Genomic DNA, 20,736 nt, shown 5'->3' on the forward strand with positions numbered 1-20,736 from the left:
CCTGATACCAAACGTTCAAATTAGCGATACTGCTGCAATTCAATGGACAACTCAGCAAAACTTGGGCGCATGTCCGGCGGTAATAATTTACGCCCCGTTTCGACCGCAACTGGCGGCGCATAACCAGATACCACTGAGTTCAAACTGGCCTTGACACACAAATACGCTTTTAACTCATGACTCCCAAGCGTCTCAAGATGCGCAGATGCAGGGCCAACAAAACCATAAGCGAAGAAAATCCCCAAAAACGTCCCCACCAAAGCCGCCGCCACATGATAACCAATTTCCTCCATCGGCCCACCAATCGACCCCATAGTAATAACGATCCCCAGTACTGCGGCAACAATACCAAAACCAGGCAAACCTTCAGCCACGCGATTCAAGGCATGACCTGGCTCGACTAACTCTTCTTGGATTTGCTCTATCTCATTGTCCATGATGGCTTCGATTTCGTAGGCTGGTAAGCCGGTCAAAGTGAAGATACGGTAATTGTCGGTGAGAAAATTGACGACTTCGTGATCACGCACAACATCAGGAAAACGGTTAAACAAATCGCTGGTGAAAGGCGATTCAATGTCCTCTTCAATAGACAAAAAGCCCTCTTGACGACTCTTCTGAAACAAACAAAACATTAAGCCCAACAACTGAGAATAAAAGCGCTTGTTATGTCGACTTCCCGTCACCACTTGCGGCAGCATAGTAAAGACTTTCTTCTGCACGATAAAAGGGTTCGCTATCATAAAAGCCCCTAATGCCGCACCACAAATAATGATAATTTCAAAAGGCTGCCATAACGCCAATAACTGTCCATGTGCGGCCACGTACCCAGTGACAACACTGACGATAACGACCAGCAGGCCCGCTAATGCAAACATATTTTTACTTCCTTAATACTGACAAAGTATGCTCTTACATAAATATACAGTATGATTAATCAGATACGAAATATAAGAGCATGATGCATACTTATAAACAACCGAGTCAGCAAAGTCACCTTTTATGAGCAGCAAATCTCCATCGGGCCTAAACGAATGGCTGAGTTTTCTTAAGACGAAAAAATTCCCAGTACGAGCGGGTAACTTGGCGCGTCTTAAAACCCAAATAAAGCGCACGGAAGACACACTGGAGAACATGCAAAAAAACATTGCTAGCGACCCACTTCTCGCTTTTGCTATTTTAAATGAAGCGAATCGAATCGTGGTGAACAAGCACAATGAGATCAACACACCGTTTCATGCCGCCGCCATGGTTGGCATGAATGGCATTCACAACTTATTTAAACGCTTCGCTCCTTACGAAACACGCAATAGACAACTACCAGACAATCTCACGGCATTTCTAGCCGAAATTCAAACCAGCTACGAAGCCGCCACGATGGCTAGACACTGGTCAATCGAAAACCTCACCAGCCACGAAGATGATATTTTCTGGATCACTCTGTTTCGTGATGCCGCCAAATGGCTACTTTGGTATTATGCCTACCCTGTTATGCAAGAAATACAGAACCGAATCTTAAGAGGTGAAAAAGCCAGTCAGGTTGAAATGACTGTATTAGGCTGTCGTATCGATGAATTAACCGTACACTTATGCACTTTCTGGGGAACCCCAAATAAAATCATCGAATCGTTTTTAACAAAACACATCCCCAATGCCAATGAACTGCAGTCGCTCGCCCATTTAGCACATCACCCAGATGAATTACCGGGCTTCACTGAAGATAAGCGCTTAACCATCCTGATGAATAACCCACTGATTTTTTCATACTGCGCATCGAAAGTGGCAGAAGAAGCAAGCAACAAAGGCTGGGATTCAAAAAATCTTGCGTTTTTTTACCGCGTGGTGGCAACGGTAATGCATCGCCGCATTGGTGATGTCATCAGAACCGCGCACTTTGCCTCAACTGAAGCTGCAAAACTGTACAATCATCGCGGCAAACGTCCTATGGCCCTGCAATTACTTGACCCTGATTTGTACACCAAAAACAGCGCATCCGTTAAAAAGACCGTGAGCATTTCGCCGCTGGCCAATCTAAAGAAAAACTTAACAAAAAGCGAACATCAGGGCTGTAAAAACCAAGCTAATCTGGCCCTAAAAGCCATTAAGCAAAGCATCCCAAATACACAACACGTCATTCTCTTCAGGCACAATTCAACGGGATTCCAGCCGCTCTTTCAATCTGGCTATAAACTGGACATCTTGAAGAAAATTCGTTGGAATGCAGATTCAAAAGTATTTGCCAAACTGGCCAAGCAAAAGTCTGCGAGCCACCTATTTGGCGACAAACTCAATGCATTGCTCTCAGATTTACCCGATACCTCGGATCAGATCATCGATGAACAAAGCCACCTTATCCTAGCGTCAGCCATCATCAACCAACAAGAAATGATGCTCTTTTGGCTTGAAACCCGAACCGAATTTAACGAAAAAGATTTTAAAACCTTGAAACAAATCGTATCCCTTATTAATAATGCCTAAACTCAAACATCAGGACGAACACTGTGACTAAAGACCAACTGTTTGCTTTCGCGCAACACATCACACCTCAAAAAACGCTTTCACGAGCCATCGGCCGAATTGCGGAATGTGAAAATAACTGGGTGAAAAATACCTTTATCAGTCAGTTTGTTAAAAAATATCAAGTTGATATGTCCGAGGCCGTCAATAGTGACCCGCTTTCTTACCGAAACTTCAACGATTTCTTTACTCGTGCGATTCAACCTGAATTACGCCCAATTGCCGAAGGTGATGACAGTCTAGCTTGTCCTGCTGATGGCGCGATCAGTCAATTAGGCAAAATTGAACACGGCACCATTTTTCAAGCCAAAGGCCATCATTACAGCCTAACCACGCTACTAGGTGGCGACGCCTCTTTATCTGATCAATTTCTTGGCGGCTCGTTCGCTACTGTGTATTTGTCTCCAAAAGACTACCACCGCGTACACATGCCATTAACGGGCAAGCTAACCAAAATGATTCACGTACCGGGAAAATTATTTTCGGTAAACAAGGTGACAGCCGAACAAATCCCTAACGTCTTTGCACGCAATGAACGCACCGTTTGTTTATTTGAAACCGAAGCAGGCCCAATGGCCATCATCCTAGTGGGCGCTATGATAGTCGCTAGCATTGAAACCGTCTGGGCAGGCCAGGTCACACCTTTTAATAAAAATGTCGTGACTTGGGATTATGCCGAACTTAATGACATTGAATTGAAAAAAGGCGAGGAAATGGGTCGCTTCAAACTGGGCTCGACCGCCATCGTCCTGTTCGGCAAAGACGCCGTTAATTGGGAAGAAAGTCTGCAAGCGGAAAGTCCAACACAAATGGGCATGCCATTTGGCACACTAAATAAACACTAAACAGACATTCAAATAACCAGACACAAAAAAGCCTGCAATCGCAGGCTTTTTTAGTCAAGATTGACGCGCAACCACTAGGGCAACTCGTCCTCTAACTCTTCTTTTGGTGTCGGCACCAAGTCTTCTCTTGTGACATTCAACGCCAGCAACAAGTTTGCCGCCACAAAGATAGACGAATAAGTACCAATCACAATCCCCACAAGTAAAGCCATGGAGAAATTATGAATGGCTTCACCGCCAAACAAGAATAAAACCACCAACACAAACAAGGTCGTTAAAGAGGTAATCAAAGTACGACCCAATGTTTGATTGATGGATTCATTAATCAAATCATAAGGTTCCGTTTCTCGCATAATGCGGAAGTTTTCACGAATACGGTCACAAACAACAATGGTATCATTCAAAGAATAACCCACCACCGCCAGCAAGGCCGCCAACACCGTCAAATCAAATTCCACATCAAAAAGCGAAAAGAAACCGAGCGTAATAATGACATCGTGCGCCAACGCCGCAACAGACGCTAAAGAGAACTTAAATTGGAAACGCACCGCAACATAGAGCATCACGATCAATAGCGCCAACAACATCCCCAAGCCGCCTTGCTCACGCAACTCTTCGCCCACTTGCGCACCAACAAACTCTGAGCGCTGCAAGGTCACCGATACTTCGCCGTGATTTCGCAAGCTCTCAAGCACTTCGTCACCTAAAGTAGGCGTATAAGCATTGGCCATACGCACCACCACATCCGTCGGTGAACCAAAGTTCTGTACAACAATGTCGTCATAACCATTGTCTGCTAACAACTGGCGAACATCATCCAATTGAGGTGCTTGATCGTAAGCCACCTCAACCAAAGTACCGCCGGTAAAATCCAGACCAAATTGCAGGCCTTTCACGGCCAATGACCCTAAGGAGATGAGAATAAGTGCAACGGAAAAACACGCCACAATCTTACGCATCGCCATAAACGGAATAGTTGTCACTTTCATGGCTCTCTCCTTAAATATACAATTTCTTGTTTTTACGACCGCCGTAAACAAGATTCACTTGTGAACGCGTTACCACAATGGCCGTAAACATAGAGGTCAAAATACCCAACGACAGGGTTACTGCAAACCCTTTTACTGGACCAGTCCCGACAGCAAACAAGATCACCGCCACCAACAAGGTCGTAATGTTGGCATCAAAAATTGTCGTGAATGCACGATTAAAGCCGGAATGAATCGCTTGCTGACTGGGTACACCATTCGCTAACTCTTCCTTTATCCGAGAAAAAATCAACACATTGGCATCCACCGCCATCCCCATTGTCAACACAATACCCGCAATACCAGGCAAGGTTAACGTGGCCGACATCAAAGACATACATGCCATTAGCAACACGATGTTCAGCGCCAAGGATACATTGGCAAAAATACCGAATACCTTGTAATACACCAACATGAACAGCATCACGACCAATAGTCCAATTTGCGCAGAAGTCACACCCAACTGAATGTTCTCTGCCCCTAGGCTTGGCCCAATGGTACGTTCTTCAACAAAGTAAATTGGCGCGGCCAGAGCACCGGCACGTAATAACAAGGCCAATTCAGAAGACTCACGAGGACTGTCTAAGCCAGTGATACGGAAAGAGTTGCCCAAGGTGGTTTGAATCGTCGCTAAAGAAATAATACCTTTCTCACTGTAACTGCGACGCACTTCTTCCATCTTGCCGTCTTTCTCAACAAAACGACTACGGGATTTGTGTTCGATAAACACCACCGCCATATTACGACCCACGGCAGAGCGAGTCACTTTTGTCATCTGCTTACCACCCTTGGAATCAAGACTGATATTCACCTGAGGCTGGCCATTTTCATCGAAAGACGAACTTGCATCGGCTACGCTGTCACCCGTAATGATGATGTCACGCTCTAAACGTGCCGTACGACCACTGCCATCACGGAAAGACAAGGTTTCAACATCCGCACCTTGATCATCCAAACCCGCTTCCAAATGGAATTCTAGGTTGGCTGTCGCACCGATGATACGTTTTGCCGCGGCGGTATCTTGAACACCAGGCAACTCAACCACAATACGATTACTGCCCTGACGCTGAACCAAAGGTTCTGCCACACCCAGCTCGTTTACACGATTACGTAAGGTCGTTAAGTTCTGTTGCAACGCATATGACTCAATCTCTTTGGTTTCCGCTTCGGTAAAGCTCACATCCAAAAAGTAATCGGTATCTTCTTGACGAGTGCTGTAGCGATACTCAGCAAACTCACCTTTCAATAGATCTTCCGCTAACGTTAAATCCGATTCCTTTAAGAAGCGAATCGACAACACACCATCAGCAATGCTCACACTACGGTAACGCACTCTGTCTTTACGCAGAGCCGCCTTCATTTCGCTGCTGCTTACTTCTAAGCGCTGTTTCAACGCCGCTGGTGTATCCACCTCCAGCAAAAAGTGCACACCACCACGCAAGTCCAAGCCTAATTTAGCCGGCCCAGCACCTAAAGAAGACAACCATTCTGGCGTGGTTGGCACTAGGTTCAACGCCGTCACATAGTCTTCCCCAAGGGCCGCCGCTACGACAGGTTTAGCCGCTAATTGGTCCTCACCATTATTGAAACGCAAGGTACCGCCAGCAGAGGTTAACTCTGCTTTTTTCAATTCTATATTTGCTTTACTGAGTGCCAGCTCTGCTTTTTGCAAAGCTTGCTGATCAACCACGGAAGTCGCTTTTTGAGTAGAGAGTTGTAACGCTGGATCATCCGGATAAAGATTTGGGAAGGCATAGAGTAGCCCCAAAGCCAAAACAAGAAGAATTAGCAAATACTTCCACAAGGGGTACTTGTTAAGCATGAAAAATCCTTTACACCTAAAAATTTGAGTGGGCAAGAAAGAAGAAAAGCGCCTTAGATTCTCTCTTCAGGCGCTTTTCCAGCAACATTAAATCGACTTCAATGTTCCTTTAGGTAACACAGCAGCAACAGAAGATTTTTGAAATTTCATTTCAACACCTTCTGAAACTTCTAGAGCGACATAGGCATCGTCTACTTTTGTTACCTTACCTAGGACACCACCGCCAGTTACGACTTCAGTTCCTTTCTCCAGAGCAGCAATCAAGTTTTTATGCTCTTTCGCACGCTTTGCTTGAGGGCGCCACATTAAGAAGTAGAAAATAACGACAAAGCCAGCAAGTAGGACTAGGTTAAAAATACCCGCGTCCGCTGGTGCGCCACCTTCAGCGTAAGCTGGTGAGATCAATGCGATCATGGTTTTAGCTCTCCAATGGTTTATGAAACTTTTACAATTCCCTGAAAAGAGAAAATTGTCATATTTTGTTTATTATTCACTCAAAGCAGGTGTTTCTAAGCCGCGCTTTGCATAAAACTCATCAACAAAGGCGTCAAATCTACCTTCATCGAGCGCCTTTCGCAATCCCGCCATGAGTGTTTGGTAATAACGAAGGTTATGGATGGTATTTAATTGTGCACCCACCATTTCCTGACACTTATCCAAATGATGTAGATAAGCCCGAGAAAAGTTTTTACAAGTGTAACAGTCACATTCTTTATCAAGTGGGTCAATATCATGGCGATATTGTGCGTTACGAATGCGCACCACCCCTTCAGAGGTGAACAAATGACCGTTACGGGCATTACGAGTTGGCATCACACAGTCAAACATGTCAACGCCGCGACGAACCCCTTCCACTAAGTCTTCCGGTTTACCTACGCCCATCAAGTAACGCGGTTTGTTTTCAGGCATTTTCGGCGTGATGTAATCCAACACCTTGATCATTTCTTCTTTTGGCTCGCCCACAGACAAACCGCCAATGGCATAACCATCAAAACCGATCTCTTCTAAGCCCTCTAGAGACTCATCACGCAAGTTCTCGTACATACTGCCTTGGATGATACCAAACAAAGCGGATGGACTGTCACCGTGCTCATCTTTAGAACGCTTCGCCCAACGCAGACTCATGCGCATCGATTTGGCCGCCACATCCGCTGTCGCAGGATAAGGCGTACATTCATCAAAAATCATCACGATGTCTGAACCTAAGTCACGCTGAACCTGCATGGAAATCTCAGGACTTAAAAAGACTTTAGAGCCATTAATGGGTGAACGAAAGCTCACCCCCTCTTCCGTGATTTTGCGCATTTCCCCAAGAGAAAACACCTGAAAACCACCCGAATCGGTCAAAATAGGTTTCTTCCACTGTGTAAAGTCATGCAGATCCCCATGCGCTTTTACCACCTCGGTTCCTGGGCGCAACCAAAGATGAAAAGTGTTCCCCAAGATAATATCCGCACCGATTTCTTCGATGTCCTTGGTTAACATACCCTTCACTGTGCCATACGTACCAACTGGCATAAAAGCAGGGGTCTCTACCTTACCTCGTGGAAAAGTCAAAGTCGCGCGGCGCGCTTTACCTGAACTGGTATGCAGTTCAAAATCCATAAAACATTCTGGACGTTTCTCAGACATACGTCTTATTCCTCACTTTGCGGGCCTTTCGCCTGCGCATTTCGTGTAATAAACATGGCATCACCATAACTAAAAAATCGATACTTCTGCTCTACCGCCACGCGATAAGCAGACATGACTTGCTGATAACCCGCAAAGGCACTGATCAACATAATCAAGGTTGATTCAGGCAAATGAAAATTGGTGACCAAAGCATCAACGGTCTTAAATTCGTAACCAGGGTAAATGAAAATACTGGTATCACCCTGCATCGGCGCAATGTCACCGCTTTGACTAGCAGACTCCAAACTGCGCACGCTCGTCGTGCCAACCGCGATCACCCGACCACCACGAGCTTTCGTCGCTTGCACCTGCTGAACAACCTGTTCATCCACTTCAACATACTCTGCGTGCATAATGTGATCTTCTACATTATCTACCTTCATTGGCTGAAAAGTGCCTGCACCAACGTGCAAGGTAACAAAAGCCACCTCAACGCCCTTGTCTTTTAATTTGGCTAACAAAGCATCATCAAAGTGCAAACCAGCCGTTGGTGCGGCAACCGCCCCCGGCTTTTCGTTATACACCGTTTGATAACGCTCTTGGTCACTGTCTTCATCAGGACGTTCAATATAAGGCGGCAACGGCATGTGCCCAACACGGGTCAAGATATCCAAAACAGGCTCTTGAAATGCCAAATGGAATAACGCACCTGAGCGGCCTAACATGGTCGCTTCGATTTGCTCTCCCTTATCTTGACCCAAAAATATCTTAGTACCTTCTTTTGGTGATTTACTGGCACGAACGTGCGCCAATACTTCATGACTCGAAGTCACTCGCTCGACTAAGATTTCAACTTTACCACCCGACTCTTTCTGGCCAAACACTCGGGCTGGAATGACTCGGGTATTGTTAAATACCATTAAATCACCAGCTTGAACCAAGTCCAAAATTTCTGGAAACTGACGATGAACTACCTCACCACTTGGCCCATCAAGATGCAAAAGACGACTTGCAGTTCTGTCCGGCATAGGGTAATTCGCTATGAGAGAATCGGGTAAATCAAAGTGATAATCGGAAACGAGCATGAAATGAAAGCTACCTAGAAAAAACGACCCGATATTCTAGCGAAAAACCAGATAAAAAGGTACTTCCAACCCACTAGATATTAAAAAGATAAAAAAATATTCAACCAATCGTTGACATCCTTTCAAATTAACCTAGAATACGCCTCACCTTTTTCAAGGCCAGTGTGGTGGAATTGGTAGACACGACGGATTCAAAATCCGTTGCCGAAAGGCGTGGCGGTTCGAGTCCGCCTACTGGTACCATTTAGATGAAGCCCTAGCTATTTTTTAGCTAGGGCTTTGTTGTTTCTAACGCACTGAAAACAACCTCACCTCAACGTTTCACTCATTCAATAGTGTTAAACGCCAAACGGCATCATTAAACAGTATTGCCTAAAATTTAAATATCTCCTTCATTAAAAAACAGTAGAAAAACTACACCCTTGACGTTTTTTAATCACGCGCAAAATCTTATCAAAATGGCTAGAATACAAAGCGACACTAGCCGCCGCTTGATTGGAGAAAATGGTATGATGAGAAGCTATGCTGCATTACTCGCTCTGGGCATTATTTGGGGATCGAATTTTATTTTCATGAAATGGTCTACTTTGCTCATAACACCAACCCAAACCGTTTTACTACGAGTTCTGTGTGGCTTCATTCCTCTTTTTCTGATCGCGCTCTACACAAAAGCTCTACGCAGAGAGCAATTTAAACACCTTCTGCATTTTGCCGTCATGTCCGTACTGGCCACCACATTTTACTATTACGGTTTTGTGGCCGGCACTGCCTTACTTCCAACCAGCGTTGCTGGTCTTTTGAGTGGCTCTATTCCTATCTTCACCTTTATATGCGCTTTCCTTTTTTTAAGAAAAGACCGTCCGACCTGGCAAATGCTCATCGGGGTTCTTCTGGGGTTTTCAGGCATCCTAGTCAGCGCTCGTCCATGGGAGAATGTTGAAGGAGTCAACTTGATGGGCGTCATTTGGATGATAGCAGGGACCACCAGTTTAGGCGTGTCATTTGTCTATGCTCAGCGCCTTTTATCACCTCATAAAATTCCACCACTAGCCTTGGCAACCTGGCAGACTGGCTTCGCTTCGTTGACCTTATTAATCCTCACAGACTTTACCGGTATGTCCGAAATAATATCGAACACGCAAACCCTCTTGGGTGTGGTTATTGGTCTTGGATTACTCGGTACTGGAGGGGCTTTTTTCCTCTATTACTATGCAATAGAAAAGCTGGGATCTGTGAAAGCATCTGGAGCCACTTATATCGCTCCCGTTGTTGCCGTTATTATTGGCGCCATTGTCGGAGAAGAAATACACCCATTACTGTTCATCGCATTGGCCTTAATCCTAACCGGTGTCATCCTCATTCAGACAGGGGCAAAAAAGCCGCCCAGCTTGCCACTCGAAGAATAACAAACCTCCCATTGCAAAGCGGTTAACCTATCTTTGTTTAACCGCACAGGACGTTCTAGCTTATTTGGGTACAAACTCGTCTAGACACCATTGCCAAACGGCATTCACCGCCGCAGATACTTGCACACCTTTCTTTTTCACCAGAAAGTAATCTGGCTTAATAAAAAATGAGTGATCCAATAATGGCACCAACCGACCTAACTCAATGTCTTGCGCAACAAACGCTCGACACACTAACGCAACACCTTGACCCGCTAAGGCGGCATCAATCGCTAAAGACGTTTGATTAAACTTAGCGCCGGCAATCTTTTCAGTCGTTTGAAGTACGGTGGGCCAGTGATTATGCGCATCATGCAATAATGGAAACTGCGGCAATACCTCTAACGATAGAGAGGTACTCTGCCCTTTTAACAAGAGAGGGCTTGCCACCACAACTAGTTCCTGAGGAAATAAAGGCTCTGCATGTAAACCAGAGGAAAAAGGCGCATGACTTAGCCGAACAGCAATATCCACTTGATCCACATCAAAATCCGAAATGGACTCGGTGGCAACCGTTTTTAATTCAATATCCGGAAACAATGCATTCAACTCACCAAGACGAGGAATGAGTAATTTCGCCGCAAACGTTGGTGTGACACTGATAGTCACGGTATTGGAGCGCTCTGCCATCACAGACGTCGCTTCCCCCATGATATCAAATGCTCTCGTCATGCTAGCAAGATAGACAATGCCTTTTGGAGTAAGCGCCAAACCACGCGGCAATCGCTGAAACAGCAACACACCCAGATGCTCTTCAAGGGAACGTACTTGTTGTGCAACAGCCCCTTGCGTCACGCCGAGCTCTTCTGCTGCACGACGAAAGCTCAGACAACGCCCTGCCACCTCAAATGCTCGCAGTGCATTTAATGCGGGAAGCTTTCTACGTGACAACATCATGACTTAACCTCATCGTTTTCATCTATCATAGCGCGCTATATTGACAGACTTAACATTCACAAACGACTCCAATGAAATCAAAATCGTATCTTGTCGATCGTAAAATACATCCATGGCCTTTCGAACGATAAGCAAGACTGGTATAGTCTGCTCGATATTTTCGGTGAGGTTTTAACGCATTTCGCTGGAGTTCTACCACACAATTATTTCGAGCACAGCACTATGAACCGTCGTAAGAAAATTAAAAGCATTCTGACCAAAAAGGCGAAACAGGCCAACTTAAAAGCCAACCCGAAGAGCAAGCCCAAATACATATCCAAAGCAGAGCGAGCCAAATTGGAAACGGAAACCAATCAGGTCGAATCTGATGCTTGTCAACCAACCCACATCGAAGACAATACTATTCAGTCTTAACTCTCCTCTCTTACGGTTGAATACTTATTTTAACGGCCCCCATACCGCCCATTCATTGCCGCAAGGGTCTAAGAAGTGAAAACGACGACCACCCGGGAATTCAAAAATCACTTGTTCTATGGTGCCACCTGCGGCTTCGACATGGCTCACTGCACTTTCAAGATCGTCACTGTATAAAACCACCAATGCCGCCCCTGCTTGCGGTCGCGAACAAAAGTCGGCTTGAAAGAAACCACCGTCTAGACCAGCATGTTTAAACGCGCTGTATTCTTGACCATAGTCTTCGAAATCCCAACCAAACGCTTGTCGAAAGAAAGCTTTATTGAGCTCAAGATCTCGTGCTGGTAATTCCACATAGTTTATTTTTGTTGATTGCATAACAGTCTCACTTTACGGTTGATGCCACGACGAGAATCACACTGATCAATATCATTGTACCGCCGAGCCACTGCTGCTTATTAAGCGTCTCTGAAAAACGCACTTTAGAATAGTACAAAGTCCCCAGAATTTCGATTTGACCGAGGGTTTTAACCAAGGCGGGATTCACTAAAGCAAAGCCTGTAAACCAACCTATTGACCCCAGCGAACTTAATACACCCACTTGGCAACTCAAACGAAACTCATGTTTAAACGGCGCTTTGAAATCGCGCATTTTAATCATCTGAAGCGAACACAAAACAATCGATTGAAGAACGAGAACAAACCATAAGGTAACGCCAGCAGACGTGATGATCGAACCAGATAAAGCATGACTTGCCATCGACGCCATCACCGAAGTCATGGCGAAGCACAGGCCACTTGCCAAACCGAACAGCAGAGAAACATCACGATGAGCATGACGAAGATTATGCCACTTTACCGTCATCACCACAGCGCCCAACACACCTAACCCAATCCCCACCCAAGAACCAAAAGTAAGTGTGTAATGTAACAAAGGCAAACCAATCAATGCAGCCAATACTGCTTCCGTCTTAGCCAACAGTGTGCCAATGGCATAACTGCCAGACTGAAACGCTCTCAGCATAAAATAGGTCGCCAAAATTTGAGCCAAGGCACACACAGAGGCCGCCCACCAAAACGTCATGGTACCGTTCAGGGAAACCTCGCCGAATAGCCACCAAATCACGAATAAATAAAAGCTCACCAAAGGCAAACCATATAAAGAACGAGCCATGGTGGCATGCAAGAATCCAGCTTCGCGAGCTAAGGTATTTTGATAGGCGGTTCTAGCCGATTGACATGCGGCTGCGAAAAGAGTGATGAAAATCCACATACTGACGCTCGATAATAGAAAGGTAAAAAACACGAAGCGCTAGCATGCGATGAACTTAACTATTTGTAAAAGGAATTAAACTAATCGTGTTCATTCCACTTAGGAATGAGCACGCTAGCATGAATATTTTATGTGTTCTTCTTACGCAGCTCCGTCACCTGCTCACCCGCAATCCCCCAGTTATCGGTCTCAACTTCATCAATCACTACCACAGTAGTGGATGGGTTTTTGCCTAGTACATCCACCAATAAATCTGTTGCACCTTTGATCAAAGCCTGCTTTTGTTCCTTTGTGACACCTTCATTGGTGATGCGAATATTCACGTATGGCATTCCATTTCTCCTTTTTATCATCATTAGAGCACGAGAGTGCATTCATCTTTTTTTGACAACTACCGCCTTAGAATCGCACGATGAACAACATTTTAAAACACTCATATTACCGTTTTGCTTTAGTCGGTGGCATCGGCTTCTTAGTCGATCTCAGCAGCTTGATGCTATTGTCACAATACGCGCCTTACACGATTGCTAGAGGACTTTCCTTCTGGGTCGCTGCCAGCTCAAACTGGTGGTGGAATCGACACTTTACCTTTTCCAACAACCGTCATAAAAAAACCGCTGTGGTGGAATGGCTACAATTCCTCAGCGGTTCATTATTGGCCTTCATTCCAAACCTTGGCGTCTATCTCTTGCTCATACACATTCAACCATGGATACATGATCATGAACTCAGGGCGATTTGGCCTTACTTTGCGATGATACCTGGGGTAGCCATTGGCCTGTGTATTAACTATTCACTGTCACGCTATTGGGTCTTTCGTGATCGCCAAATAACACCTCAAAAGCCCTAATTCGACGCACCTTGCTCAGCAAAACGCCCCTTGTCTTTGTCATGCACTTGATCGTGACGAGGCCAAGGCCAACCACCAAATTGAGTACGCTGATAATCTTGAAAGGCTTGCTGTAACTCAGCACGGGTATTCATGACAAAAGGACCATGTTGTTCAACATGCTCATTGATAGGTCGCCCTTGTAGCATGAGAAAGCGAGCCGCTTTGCCCAAATTCTTTAACACCACACGGACATCGCTTTGAAGCACAAACGCCTGATCCACAGACACCGTTGCCTCGTCTATCGCAACTCGATCCCCTTCAAAAAAGTACAAGGTTCGAGACAGTCCAGCCATGCCCGCAGGTAACGTCCATTCCGCTTGTTCCGCCAAATCAACCAACCAGATCGCGACTTGATTCTGCTCTTCAGCCGCCCAAGAATTCGGTGGACACGGTGCCGGTTGCACGTCACTAATCGGGCCAGCAATGACCTTAACCTTGGTTGCAAAACCTTTTGCGTCCTGCTCTGTTAGCACTGGAGTGTCCTCATTCCATAACATGGTGAAATGCGGAGGCACCATTTTATTCTTGCTTGGCAAGTTCAACCAGACTTGGAACAGTTCAACAGGATTACGGTCTTTTTCATTTAACAAAGGAAACATTTCCGAGTGCTGCACGCCCTGACCCGCGGTCATCCACTGTGTATCGCCTTGACCATAACGACCTGCGGCTCCCATGGAATCGGCATGGTCCACAAAACCTTGGTTAACAATGGTGACCGTTTCGAAACCACGATGTGGGTGAGCTGGAAACCCCGGCACTTTGCTGCCGTGGTACATGCGCCAACCGTCAATACCTGAAAAATCTTGGCCGATAGGCCGATTACTTAACGCTTCATCCGGCCCCATTTCACTGTTCGCTTTAGGGTAATTATCGTTGTGAAAGGCACAGAACAAGAAAGGGTCAAATGTTGGCCAAAACATCTCTAGTGGCATTTTTTTAAGGATTGCAGCGCTCATATTGTCTCTCCAAAAACCGTTTCATTCATTCTTTAAAGGCATTCACCCTCAAGAACAATGGATAATATGACGCCATAATAACATCAAAAAAATCGATTGAATTATGCTAAAAATAAATCCAATCAATCGATTTTTTGAATAAAACTAAGGAAAGAACACACTGGCAACGCACCCTTTCTTAGCATTATCTTGTAGACTAAATTCACAAGCGTATTTCACACAAATGTCGCGCACAATCATTAAACCTAAGCCATAACTTTCACCACCCGGTTTCCCCTTCAAACCGCAGCCCGTGTCAATCACCTCAATTTGCTTGCCTACCACTTGGATATCTATTCGTCCTTTTTCGGTGGATGCCATGGCATTTTTAAGCAGATTGCCCAACAAAATATGAAAAATAGGCTCGGGCATCTTGGTCTCTAAGCCATTCTGCATCTGAATCTGCACCGACACTTGATCATCCACCAAATACACCATGTGCGCTTGCTTGATGCGTTCCAGTTCTTCCATTGTCACTTGACGTTTAGGAATACTGGAAAGATCCTCTTCTCGGGTCAAAGACAATAAGGTTGAAATATAGTCTTCCATTTCCTGACAAGCTTGACGCATCCTGACTTGCTGGCGCTGAATAAACTCAGGAGAGTCCGTTTTTCCAAGCAAGGTAACCGCCCCTTTCATCACCATCAGAGGGGTTCGTAACTCATGACTTGCATAACGATTAAACGCTCGTTCACGCTCAATCAATCCTTGAATTTGCTGTTGATAATCATTGAAACAAGCCACCAGCAAATGAACCTCACGTGTCGCCGCCCCTTCGGGTAAAGCAATCGGAGACAAATCACTTGGACGCCTTGCCGTTAAAAATTGAGACAGCTGGGACAGTGGTTTGGTTAAGCGCATGGAAATTTGCATCACAACCCATAAACTGACAACCAACAAAAGCAAAGAAAGCATCAGCTGAGTGCTTTGAGTCTGAAACATCTGTGCTTCACTGATCTCATAAATTTCATCGTAGTGGATAACATATAAGGTTTTTGGCTGCCCATTGATGGTCACCTGTGAACGCATCGAAAAGACTTCCAAATCCGTATCTGACGCCTCATCCAGCTCATAGGTCAAATCATCGGTCATATTAGGGTCAAGAACGACGCCCAAGGGCAAGTTCTCCTCACCCACATACACCTCTGAAAAAGGAGGAATAGAAACATGTGTTAATTGTGTGCCTTGCAAACGCTCTACGGCGGTATTTTTATCTTTCAACATACGATTTTCAGCGTAGATCATTTCCACATTTTCAATCACTGATTGAAACATGGAAAAATGAAAGGCAATGATGGCAAACGCGACAATGGAGAAATAAGTAAAGGTTAACTGTTTAGCGGTTTTAATACGTTTCATTCTTGGACTTCCGCAACAAGTCGGTAGCCCACTTTCGACACAGTCTGTAAATAGGCATGCTCAAACGGTCGGTCAATTAAGCTGCGCAACTGATAAATATGACTTCTTAATACTTTACTGTCTGGCTCTTCATCCCCCCATAGGGCATCCGAGATTTCATTTTTACTCACCACATCAGGCGCCTTTTGCATAAGCAGCCTTAAAATAGTGTACTGAGATGGGTTTAATGCATAACGACTCCCTTCCCGCTGCAAAATACGCGTATTCATATCGAGTTTTAAGTGCCCGAATTGCAATTCACGATTTGCCACTTTGCCTTTTTGGCGCCGAACTAAAGCTTGAATTCGAGAGTCCAGAATGTCCAAATCAAAGGGCTTCACTAGGTAGTCGTCTGCTAAACTTTCGAAGCCCGCTAAAATATCCTCTTTCGTATCTCGAGCCGTCAACATCAAAACAGGGGTATCTACCCCCTGCTCGCGCAACGATTTACATACAGTTAAGCCGTCCATTTTTGGCAACATAACATCCAATATAATGACATCGTACGACTCTGCGACCGCTAAATTAAATCCATGCTGTCCATTATTGGCATAATCCAACTCGTCACCTTTGAGTTCGAAATAGTCAAAAATAACACCCGCAATGTCTTTATGGTCTTCCACCAACAGTAACTTCATACAATTTTATTTCTGACCTCATCTCATTTAACACTATTGTGACACAAAGAAATGAAAAAAAAGTGAATCATCTTTTTGCGACAAAGCACTCACTAGTATGACCGCATTATGAATTTAACAGAGGAAACACCATGAGTGCGGTTGCCTATCAGCACTTTGTGCAAGCAAAAGCCGATGAGAAAGCAGAAAAACAAGCGCCTTTCGTCAGCGTCATCATCCCTTTTTTAAACGAGCGAGATGTCTTAGAACAATGCCACCTGCGAGTTTGCAATGCTTTATCCGCTCTCAATCAATCTTGTGAAATCGTCTATGTGGATGATGGTAGCCAAGATTCTAGCTGGCAATTGGTCAGCCAATTCCAACACCCAACGCACAGCATCCGCAGCTTAAGACTCAGTCGAAACTTCGGCAAGGAAGCAGCGTTAAGCGCGGGATTAAAAGCGGCCTTGGGACAATGCGTGATATTATTGGATGCCGACCTTCAGGATCCACCCGAATACATTCCCGATATGGTTGACGCTTGGCAACAAGGCGCTCAAGTCGTCGAAATGCAGCGTCGAGAAAGACACGGTGAAAATTGGCTAAAACGCACAACCGCCCATTGCTTCTATCGCTTTATGTCGTATATCAGCGACTCCCCCATCACAGAAAATGTGGGAGACTTTCGACTTATGGACCAGAAGGTAGTCGAGGTCATCAACACCCTGCCTGAACGAACTCGCTTTATGAAAGGCCTATTAGCTTGGCCTGGTTTTACCCGCCAAGTCATGACCTTTGATCGGGACCCAAGACTGGCTGGCGAAACAAAATGGAATTACCCAAAACTCGTCCACCTTGCCTTAGAAGGCATTACCTCTTTCAGTACGAAACCGTTACGTTGGGCGACCCTAGCAGGACTGACTACATCGTTTTTTACCTTTGTCATGGCCATGGTCGTGCTGACCAAAACCTTAGTATGGGGCGAGCCGGTAGTTGGTTATCCTTCAACCGTTTTGATCATCTTATTTTTAGGCGGCATTCAACTCCTATCGATTGGCGTTTTAGGGGAATATGTCGGTCGCCTCTTTATCGAATCCAAGCAACGCCCTTTGTATGTCCTAATGGAAGAAACCACCTCAGCACCTACTTTTGCCCAATCGGAAACAACAAAATGATAAAACCTACTCATTCCATTCTTAATAAGACTCTGATATGGCTTCTGGCCCTTTGCGTCGGTCTGCGCTTTGCTTCTTTAGCCCTTTACCCTTTGATGGATACCACCGAAGCCAGGTATGGGGAAATGGCCCGCATCATGTTCGAAACCGGAAACTGGGTGACCCCTATGTTTGATTATGGGATTCCATTTTGGGGGAAACCGCCTCTCTTCACTTGGTTAAGCAGTTTAGGATTTACTGTATTTGGGGTAAATGAGTTCGGCGCACGAATACCACACTTGCTGGTCGGTGTTGGCATTATCACGTTGCTTTATCAATTTGCTCGCGATGAGTATAAAAGCAAAGCACTTGGCTTACTCTGCGCCGCCATTTTAGCTTCAACATCCTCCTTCATTCTATTAAGCGGTGCCGTTATGACAGACACCGCCCTAACGTTTTCGATCAGCCTTAGTATGGTCAGCTTCTGGCAGGCTTGGAATGGAAAACACAAAATCTGGGGCTATCTGTTCTTCGTTGGCTTAGCACTTGGCATGCTCTCAAAAGGTCCACTAGCCATCGTACTTGTCGGCATTAGCCTTACCCTTTGGTTACTGCCGAATGGTCGATGGAAACAGCTTTGGCAACGTCTACCTTGGGGTTATGGCAGCATGTTATTCATCGCCATTGCGTTACCTTGGTATCTCATTGCTGAACATCGAACGCCCGGTTTCTTAAATTATTTTATTGTTGGCGAACACATTAAGCGTTTTATTGTCAGTGGTTGGCAGGGCGATTTGTATGGTTCAGCTCACGAAAGAACGCGCGGTACCATCTGGCTTTACGCTTTCTTAGCCATGCTTCCTTGGAGTCCGATACTTATTTGGCAATGGCTTCGTAACCTCAAAGAAAATCGTGATGTTGAGCAAAGCGAAAATGGTATGACGAGTTTTCTGCTCCTGTGGATGCTTGCTCCCATGCTGCTGTTTAGCTTTTCCGGTAATATTCTGGCCAGTTATGTTATGCCCGCCTTACCAGCAATGGCCTTATTGCTGACGCAGTTACACCTGCAACGACCGCTCCCCTTCAGACTTTATCAACTTGGTTTCGTCACCCCTTTGCTATTAATTGGCTTAGTGAGTGCGCTACATTTCCAATGGGTCAAGGTAAAATCTGAACGTGATCTGCTCACACAATGGCAAGCACAAGAGGAAGCGCAACATAGCGATTTATTCTATCTTCATAAACGCCCATTTTCAGGACAATATTACTCAGCTGGTCATGCAAAAGAACGCTCAGCGAACATTCATACTTGGTTGCCAAATCAGCTAAACACGTTTTTCATTATCCAAGCCAAAAAGGACCATACTGACTACCTAGATTGGTCATGTCAGGAAAGAGGTCAATCTAAGGCGGAAACGTTACTCTTTTGCCAATCCTAGACATAAAAAAGAGCGTCACTAGATAATGACGCTCTTTTCAAATCCAATCATGGAAACAAGCATGATGCCTTACATCACAACAGAACCATAACTGGGCTCAGCATGGGAGTGATCCAGAGCCTCTTGAGCATGCGCCATCTTCAACACATCACCACTATTTGGTAATTGAAAGTCGCCTTGCACTTGATTACTCCATGCTTGCTTACGCTCATCTCGCGGCGATACACCAATGTGTTTACGATAGCAGCGACTAAAATGCGGGGTCGAGATAAAACCACACGCCATGGAAATTTCGACAATGGACATATTCGATTGCTTGAGCAATTTTCGAGCTCGCTCTAATCTAAGTTTCAAATAATATTTTGATGGTGAGCAGTCCAAGTGTCGATGAAACATACGCTCAATTTGACGGCGAGAGACATCAACAAACGTCGCCAACTCGTCCAACTCTATTGGCTCCTCCAAGTTGTTCTCCATCAACTCAATCACATCCACCAACTTGGTCGCACCAGCACCGCCCGTATTGAACTGACGCATCGGCATACGCTGTTGATCTGACTCATGACGAATCCGCTCACAAATAAACATGTCTGAAATAGCGCTGGATAAACGCGGCCCATGCTGCTTCGCAATCATGGTTAACAACATATCCATAGACGCGGTACCACCAGAGGACGTAATCCGATCACGATCCAGAGAGAAGAGTCGATTATTGCATTTCACCTTAGGAAAAATTTCTTGCAGTGCCGTCAAACACTCCCAATGCACACTGCATTGATAGCCGTCTAGCAAGCCAGCATACGCCAGCAAGTAGGCCCCAGTGCAGATGCCACCTATGGTCACGCCTTTGCGAGCTTGCTTTGATAGCCAGGAAGCTTGCTTAGCCGTATAGGCTCGGGTGATGTCGACACCGCCCGCCACTATAATTAAGTCAAAATCGGCCGTGTCATAAATGGACAGATCCGGTGATAGACTTAAACCATCACTGGCGGTAACGGGCTGACCGTCCTCGGAGATAAGACTCCAATTATAAAGCGTGTCCGCCGATAATTGATTGGCCATGCGTAATGGCTCAATGGAAGAAGCCAATGCAATCATTGTAAAATGATCCAGTAGCAAAAAGCCCACTTTGGTGGTTTTTTTCGAGCCAAGCGTGGTGGTTGCGCTAGAGCGTGTTGCCATTACCATATTAATGCCCTCATCTATGCACTTTCCCTACTACACAGCAAAATACAGACCATGTTTGAGGTGGCGCTTTTTATTTTTAAAGGAAACACAAAAGCAATTGCTAAGACTTTGTCATG

21 protein-coding genes and 1 tRNA gene are annotated in these 20,736 nt (G+C 45.3%); 8 read left to right on the top strand and 14 right to left on the bottom strand.

From position 1 onward, the window contains the following. Positions 1-20: 20 nt before the first annotated feature. Positions 21-875, bottom strand: coding sequence for a flagellar motor stator protein MotA (gene motA / locus OA79_RS01295; protein WP_063331405.1), 855 nt, complete (start codon positions 873-875; stop codon positions 21-23). Between the two features lie 124 nt (positions 876-999). On the opposite strand from motA, the gene OA79_RS01300 reads away from it, so the two are divergent. After that, complete coding sequence (locus OA79_RS01300) at positions 1,000-2,475, top strand: HDOD domain-containing protein (RefSeq protein WP_063331406.1); 1,476 nt, start codon at positions 1,000-1,002, stop codon at positions 2,473-2,475. Positions 2,476-2,498: 23 nt separating this feature from the next. Then, positions 2,499-3,359 (top strand): archaetidylserine decarboxylase, encoded by an 861-nt coding sequence (gene asd / locus OA79_RS01305; protein WP_063331407.1) that lies wholly within the window; start codon positions 2,499-2,501, stop codon positions 3,357-3,359. A 74-nt stretch (positions 3,360-3,433) separates the two neighbouring features. Here the strand turns inward: asd and secF are convergent, their stop codons facing one another. From secF to queA, 5 genes are all read right to left on the bottom strand, one after another. After that, positions 3,434-4,348 (bottom strand): protein translocase subunit SecF, encoded by a 915-nt coding sequence (gene secF, locus OA79_RS01310; protein ID WP_063331408.1) that lies wholly within the window; start codon positions 4,346-4,348, stop codon positions 3,434-3,436. A gap of 10 nt (positions 4,349-4,358) precedes the next feature. Further along, the gene (gene secD / locus OA79_RS01315) at positions 4,359-6,209 is read right to left on the bottom strand and encodes a protein translocase subunit SecD (RefSeq protein WP_063331409.1); all 1,851 of its coding nucleotides are present in this window, start codon (positions 6,207-6,209) and stop codon (positions 4,359-4,361) included. 87 nt (positions 6,210-6,296) lie between these two features. Continuing rightward, the gene (gene yajC / locus OA79_RS01320) at positions 6,297-6,623 is read right to left on the bottom strand and encodes a preprotein translocase subunit YajC (protein ID WP_013795942.1); all 327 of its coding nucleotides are present in this window, start codon (positions 6,621-6,623) and stop codon (positions 6,297-6,299) included. Between the two features lie 72 nt (positions 6,624-6,695). Continuing rightward, the gene (gene tgt / locus OA79_RS01325) at positions 6,696-7,814 is read right to left on the bottom strand and encodes a tRNA guanosine(34) transglycosylase Tgt (protein ID WP_197465342.1); all 1,119 of its coding nucleotides are present in this window, start codon (positions 7,812-7,814) and stop codon (positions 6,696-6,698) included. Positions 7,815-7,846: 32 nt separating this feature from the next. After that, positions 7,847-8,908, bottom strand: a complete 1,062-nt coding sequence (gene queA / locus OA79_RS01330) for a tRNA preQ1(34) S-adenosylmethionine ribosyltransferase-isomerase QueA (protein WP_063331411.1) — start codon at positions 8,906-8,908, stop codon at positions 7,847-7,849. A gap of 158 nt (positions 8,909-9,066) precedes the next feature. On the opposite strand from queA, the gene OA79_RS01335 reads away from it, so the two are divergent. Both OA79_RS01335 and OA79_RS01340 read left to right on the top strand, forming a co-directional pair. After that, a tRNA-Leu gene (locus OA79_RS01335) sits at positions 9,067-9,151 on the top strand. A gap of 266 nt (positions 9,152-9,417) precedes the next feature. Further along, on the top strand, positions 9,418-10,314 hold the full coding sequence (locus OA79_RS01340; protein WP_063331412.1) for a DMT family transporter: 897 nt from the start codon (positions 9,418-9,420) through the stop codon (positions 10,312-10,314). A gap of 60 nt (positions 10,315-10,374) precedes the next feature. Here OA79_RS01340 and OA79_RS01345 read toward each other — a convergent pair whose 3' ends face one another. Then, positions 10,375-11,250, bottom strand: a complete 876-nt coding sequence (locus tag OA79_RS01345; RefSeq protein WP_063331413.1) for a LysR substrate-binding domain-containing protein — start codon at positions 11,248-11,250, stop codon at positions 10,375-10,377. 222 nt (positions 11,251-11,472) lie between these two features. Between OA79_RS01345 and OA79_RS01350 the strand changes: the two genes are divergently transcribed. Then, a complete protein-coding gene (locus OA79_RS01350; protein WP_063331414.1) occupies positions 11,473-11,664 on the top strand; it encodes a DUF2986 domain-containing protein in 192 nt (63 codons plus the stop codon). A gap of 24 nt (positions 11,665-11,688) precedes the next feature. Here OA79_RS01350 and OA79_RS01355 read toward each other — a convergent pair whose 3' ends face one another. The 3 genes from OA79_RS01355 to OA79_RS01365 all read right to left on the bottom strand — a co-directional run bounded on the left by OA79_RS01355 (position 11,689) and on the right by OA79_RS01365 (position 13,311). After that, a complete protein-coding gene (locus OA79_RS01355; protein ID WP_063331415.1) occupies positions 11,689-12,042 on the bottom strand; it encodes a VOC family protein in 354 nt (117 codons plus the stop codon). A 7-nt stretch (positions 12,043-12,049) separates the two neighbouring features. Then, positions 12,050-12,937, bottom strand: a complete 888-nt coding sequence (locus OA79_RS01360; RefSeq protein WP_063331416.1) for a DMT family transporter — start codon at positions 12,935-12,937, stop codon at positions 12,050-12,052. Positions 12,938-13,065: 128 nt separating this feature from the next. After that, complete coding sequence (locus OA79_RS01365) at positions 13,066-13,311, bottom strand: tautomerase family protein (RefSeq protein WP_442919176.1); 246 nt, start codon at positions 13,309-13,311, stop codon at positions 13,066-13,068. 38 nt (positions 13,312-13,349) lie between these two features. On the opposite strand from OA79_RS01365, the gene OA79_RS01370 reads away from it, so the two are divergent. Further along, positions 13,350-13,787, top strand: coding sequence for a GtrA family protein (locus tag OA79_RS01370; RefSeq protein ID WP_063331418.1), 438 nt, complete (start codon positions 13,350-13,352; stop codon positions 13,785-13,787). Here the strand turns inward: OA79_RS01370 and OA79_RS01375 are convergent. The 3 genes from OA79_RS01375 to OA79_RS01385 all read right to left on the bottom strand — a co-directional run bounded on the left by OA79_RS01375 (position 13,784) and on the right by OA79_RS01385 (position 16,860). Next, positions 13,784-14,785 carry a pirin family protein gene (locus tag OA79_RS01375; protein ID WP_063331419.1) on the bottom strand — a complete coding sequence of 334 codons (1,002 nt, stop codon included), beginning with the start codon at positions 14,783-14,785 and terminating at the stop codon, positions 13,784-13,786. The genes OA79_RS01370 and OA79_RS01375 overlap by 4 nt on opposite strands. A 144-nt stretch (positions 14,786-14,929) precedes the next feature. Then, positions 14,930-16,183 carry a sensor histidine kinase gene (locus OA79_RS01380; protein ID WP_063331420.1) on the bottom strand — a complete coding sequence of 418 codons (1,254 nt, stop codon included), beginning with the start codon at positions 16,181-16,183 and terminating at the stop codon, positions 14,930-14,932. Then, the gene (locus OA79_RS01385; protein ID WP_063331421.1) at positions 16,180-16,860 is read right to left on the bottom strand and encodes a response regulator transcription factor; all 681 of its coding nucleotides are present in this window, start codon (positions 16,858-16,860) and stop codon (positions 16,180-16,182) included. Before OA79_RS01385 ends, OA79_RS01380 begins: the two co-directional genes overlap by 4 nt. Positions 16,861-16,991: 131 nt before the next feature. On the opposite strand from OA79_RS01385, the gene OA79_RS01390 reads away from it, so the two are divergent. Further along, positions 16,992-18,014, top strand: coding sequence for a glycosyltransferase family 2 protein (locus OA79_RS01390; RefSeq protein WP_063331422.1), 1,023 nt, complete (start codon positions 16,992-16,994; stop codon positions 18,012-18,014). Next, positions 18,011-19,432, top strand: a complete 1,422-nt coding sequence (locus OA79_RS01395) for an ArnT family glycosyltransferase (protein ID WP_063331423.1) — start codon at positions 18,011-18,013, stop codon at positions 19,430-19,432. The genes OA79_RS01390 and OA79_RS01395 overlap by 4 nt, the downstream gene beginning before the upstream one ends. A 69-nt stretch (positions 19,433-19,501) precedes the next feature. On the opposite strand, the gene OA79_RS01400 is transcribed toward OA79_RS01395, so the two are convergent. Further along, positions 19,502-20,620, bottom strand: a complete 1,119-nt coding sequence (locus OA79_RS01400; RefSeq protein ID WP_063331424.1) for a GlxA family transcriptional regulator — start codon at positions 20,618-20,620, stop codon at positions 19,502-19,504. Positions 20,621-20,736 lie beyond the last annotated feature (116 nt).

The organism is Marinomonas sp. TW1 (genome assembly GCF_001625355.1).
Taxonomy (GTDB): Bacteria; Pseudomonadota; Gammaproteobacteria; order Pseudomonadales; family Marinomonadaceae; genus Marinomonas.

Coding starts and splice junctions, on each gene's coding strand:
- tgt (WP_197465342.1), bottom strand. CDS start 7,814: ATGGATTTTGAACTGCATACCAGTTCAGGTAAAGCGCGCCGCGCGACT.
- OA79_RS01350 (WP_063331414.1), top strand. CDS start 11,473: ATGAACCGTCGTAAGAAAATTAAAAGCATTCTGACCAAAAAGGCGAAA.
- OA79_RS01395 (WP_063331423.1), top strand. CDS start 18,011: ATGATAAAACCTACTCATTCCATTCTTAATAAGACTCTGATATGGCTT.
- OA79_RS01300 (WP_063331406.1), top strand. CDS start 1,000: ATGAGCAGCAAATCTCCATCGGGCCTAAACGAATGGCTGAGTTTTCTT.
- secF (WP_063331408.1), bottom strand. CDS start 4,348: ATGAAAGTGACAACTATTCCGTTTATGGCGATGCGTAAGATTGTGGCG.
- OA79_RS01360 (WP_063331416.1), bottom strand. CDS start 12,937: ATGTGGATTTTCATCACTCTTTTCGCAGCCGCATGTCAATCGGCTAGA.
- OA79_RS01365 (WP_442919176.1), bottom strand. CDS start 13,311: ATGCACTCTCGTGCTCTAATGATGATAAAAAGGAGAAATGGAATGCCA.
- OA79_RS01390 (WP_063331422.1), top strand. CDS start 16,992: ATGAGTGCGGTTGCCTATCAGCACTTTGTGCAAGCAAAAGCCGATGAG.
- OA79_RS01340 (WP_063331412.1), top strand. CDS start 9,418: ATGATGAGAAGCTATGCTGCATTACTCGCTCTGGGCATTATTTGGGGA.
- OA79_RS01370 (WP_063331418.1), top strand. CDS start 13,350: ATGAACAACATTTTAAAACACTCATATTACCGTTTTGCTTTAGTCGGT.
- OA79_RS01380 (WP_063331420.1), bottom strand. CDS start 16,183: ATGAAACGTATTAAAACCGCTAAACAGTTAACCTTTACTTATTTCTCC.
- OA79_RS01375 (WP_063331419.1), bottom strand. CDS start 14,785: ATGAGCGCTGCAATCCTTAAAAAAATGCCACTAGAGATGTTTTGGCCA.
- OA79_RS01355 (WP_063331415.1), bottom strand. CDS start 12,042: ATGCAATCAACAAAAATAAACTATGTGGAATTACCAGCACGAGATCTT.
- OA79_RS01345 (WP_063331413.1), bottom strand. CDS start 11,250: ATGATGTTGTCACGTAGAAAGCTTCCCGCATTAAATGCACTGCGAGCA.
- secD (WP_063331409.1), bottom strand. CDS start 6,209: ATGCTTAACAAGTACCCCTTGTGGAAGTATTTGCTAATTCTTCTTGTT.
- motA (WP_063331405.1), bottom strand. CDS start 875: ATGTTTGCATTAGCGGGCCTGCTGGTCGTTATCGTCAGTGTTGTCACT.
- queA (WP_063331411.1), bottom strand. CDS start 8,908: ATGCTCGTTTCCGATTATCACTTTGATTTACCCGATTCTCTCATAGCG.
- OA79_RS01385 (WP_063331421.1), bottom strand. CDS start 16,860: ATGAAGTTACTGTTGGTGGAAGACCATAAAGACATTGCGGGTGTTATT.
- yajC (WP_013795942.1), bottom strand. CDS start 6,623: ATGATCGCATTGATCTCACCAGCTTACGCTGAAGGTGGCGCACCAGCG.
- OA79_RS01400 (WP_063331424.1), bottom strand. CDS start 20,620: ATGGTAATGGCAACACGCTCTAGCGCAACCACCACGCTTGGCTCGAAA.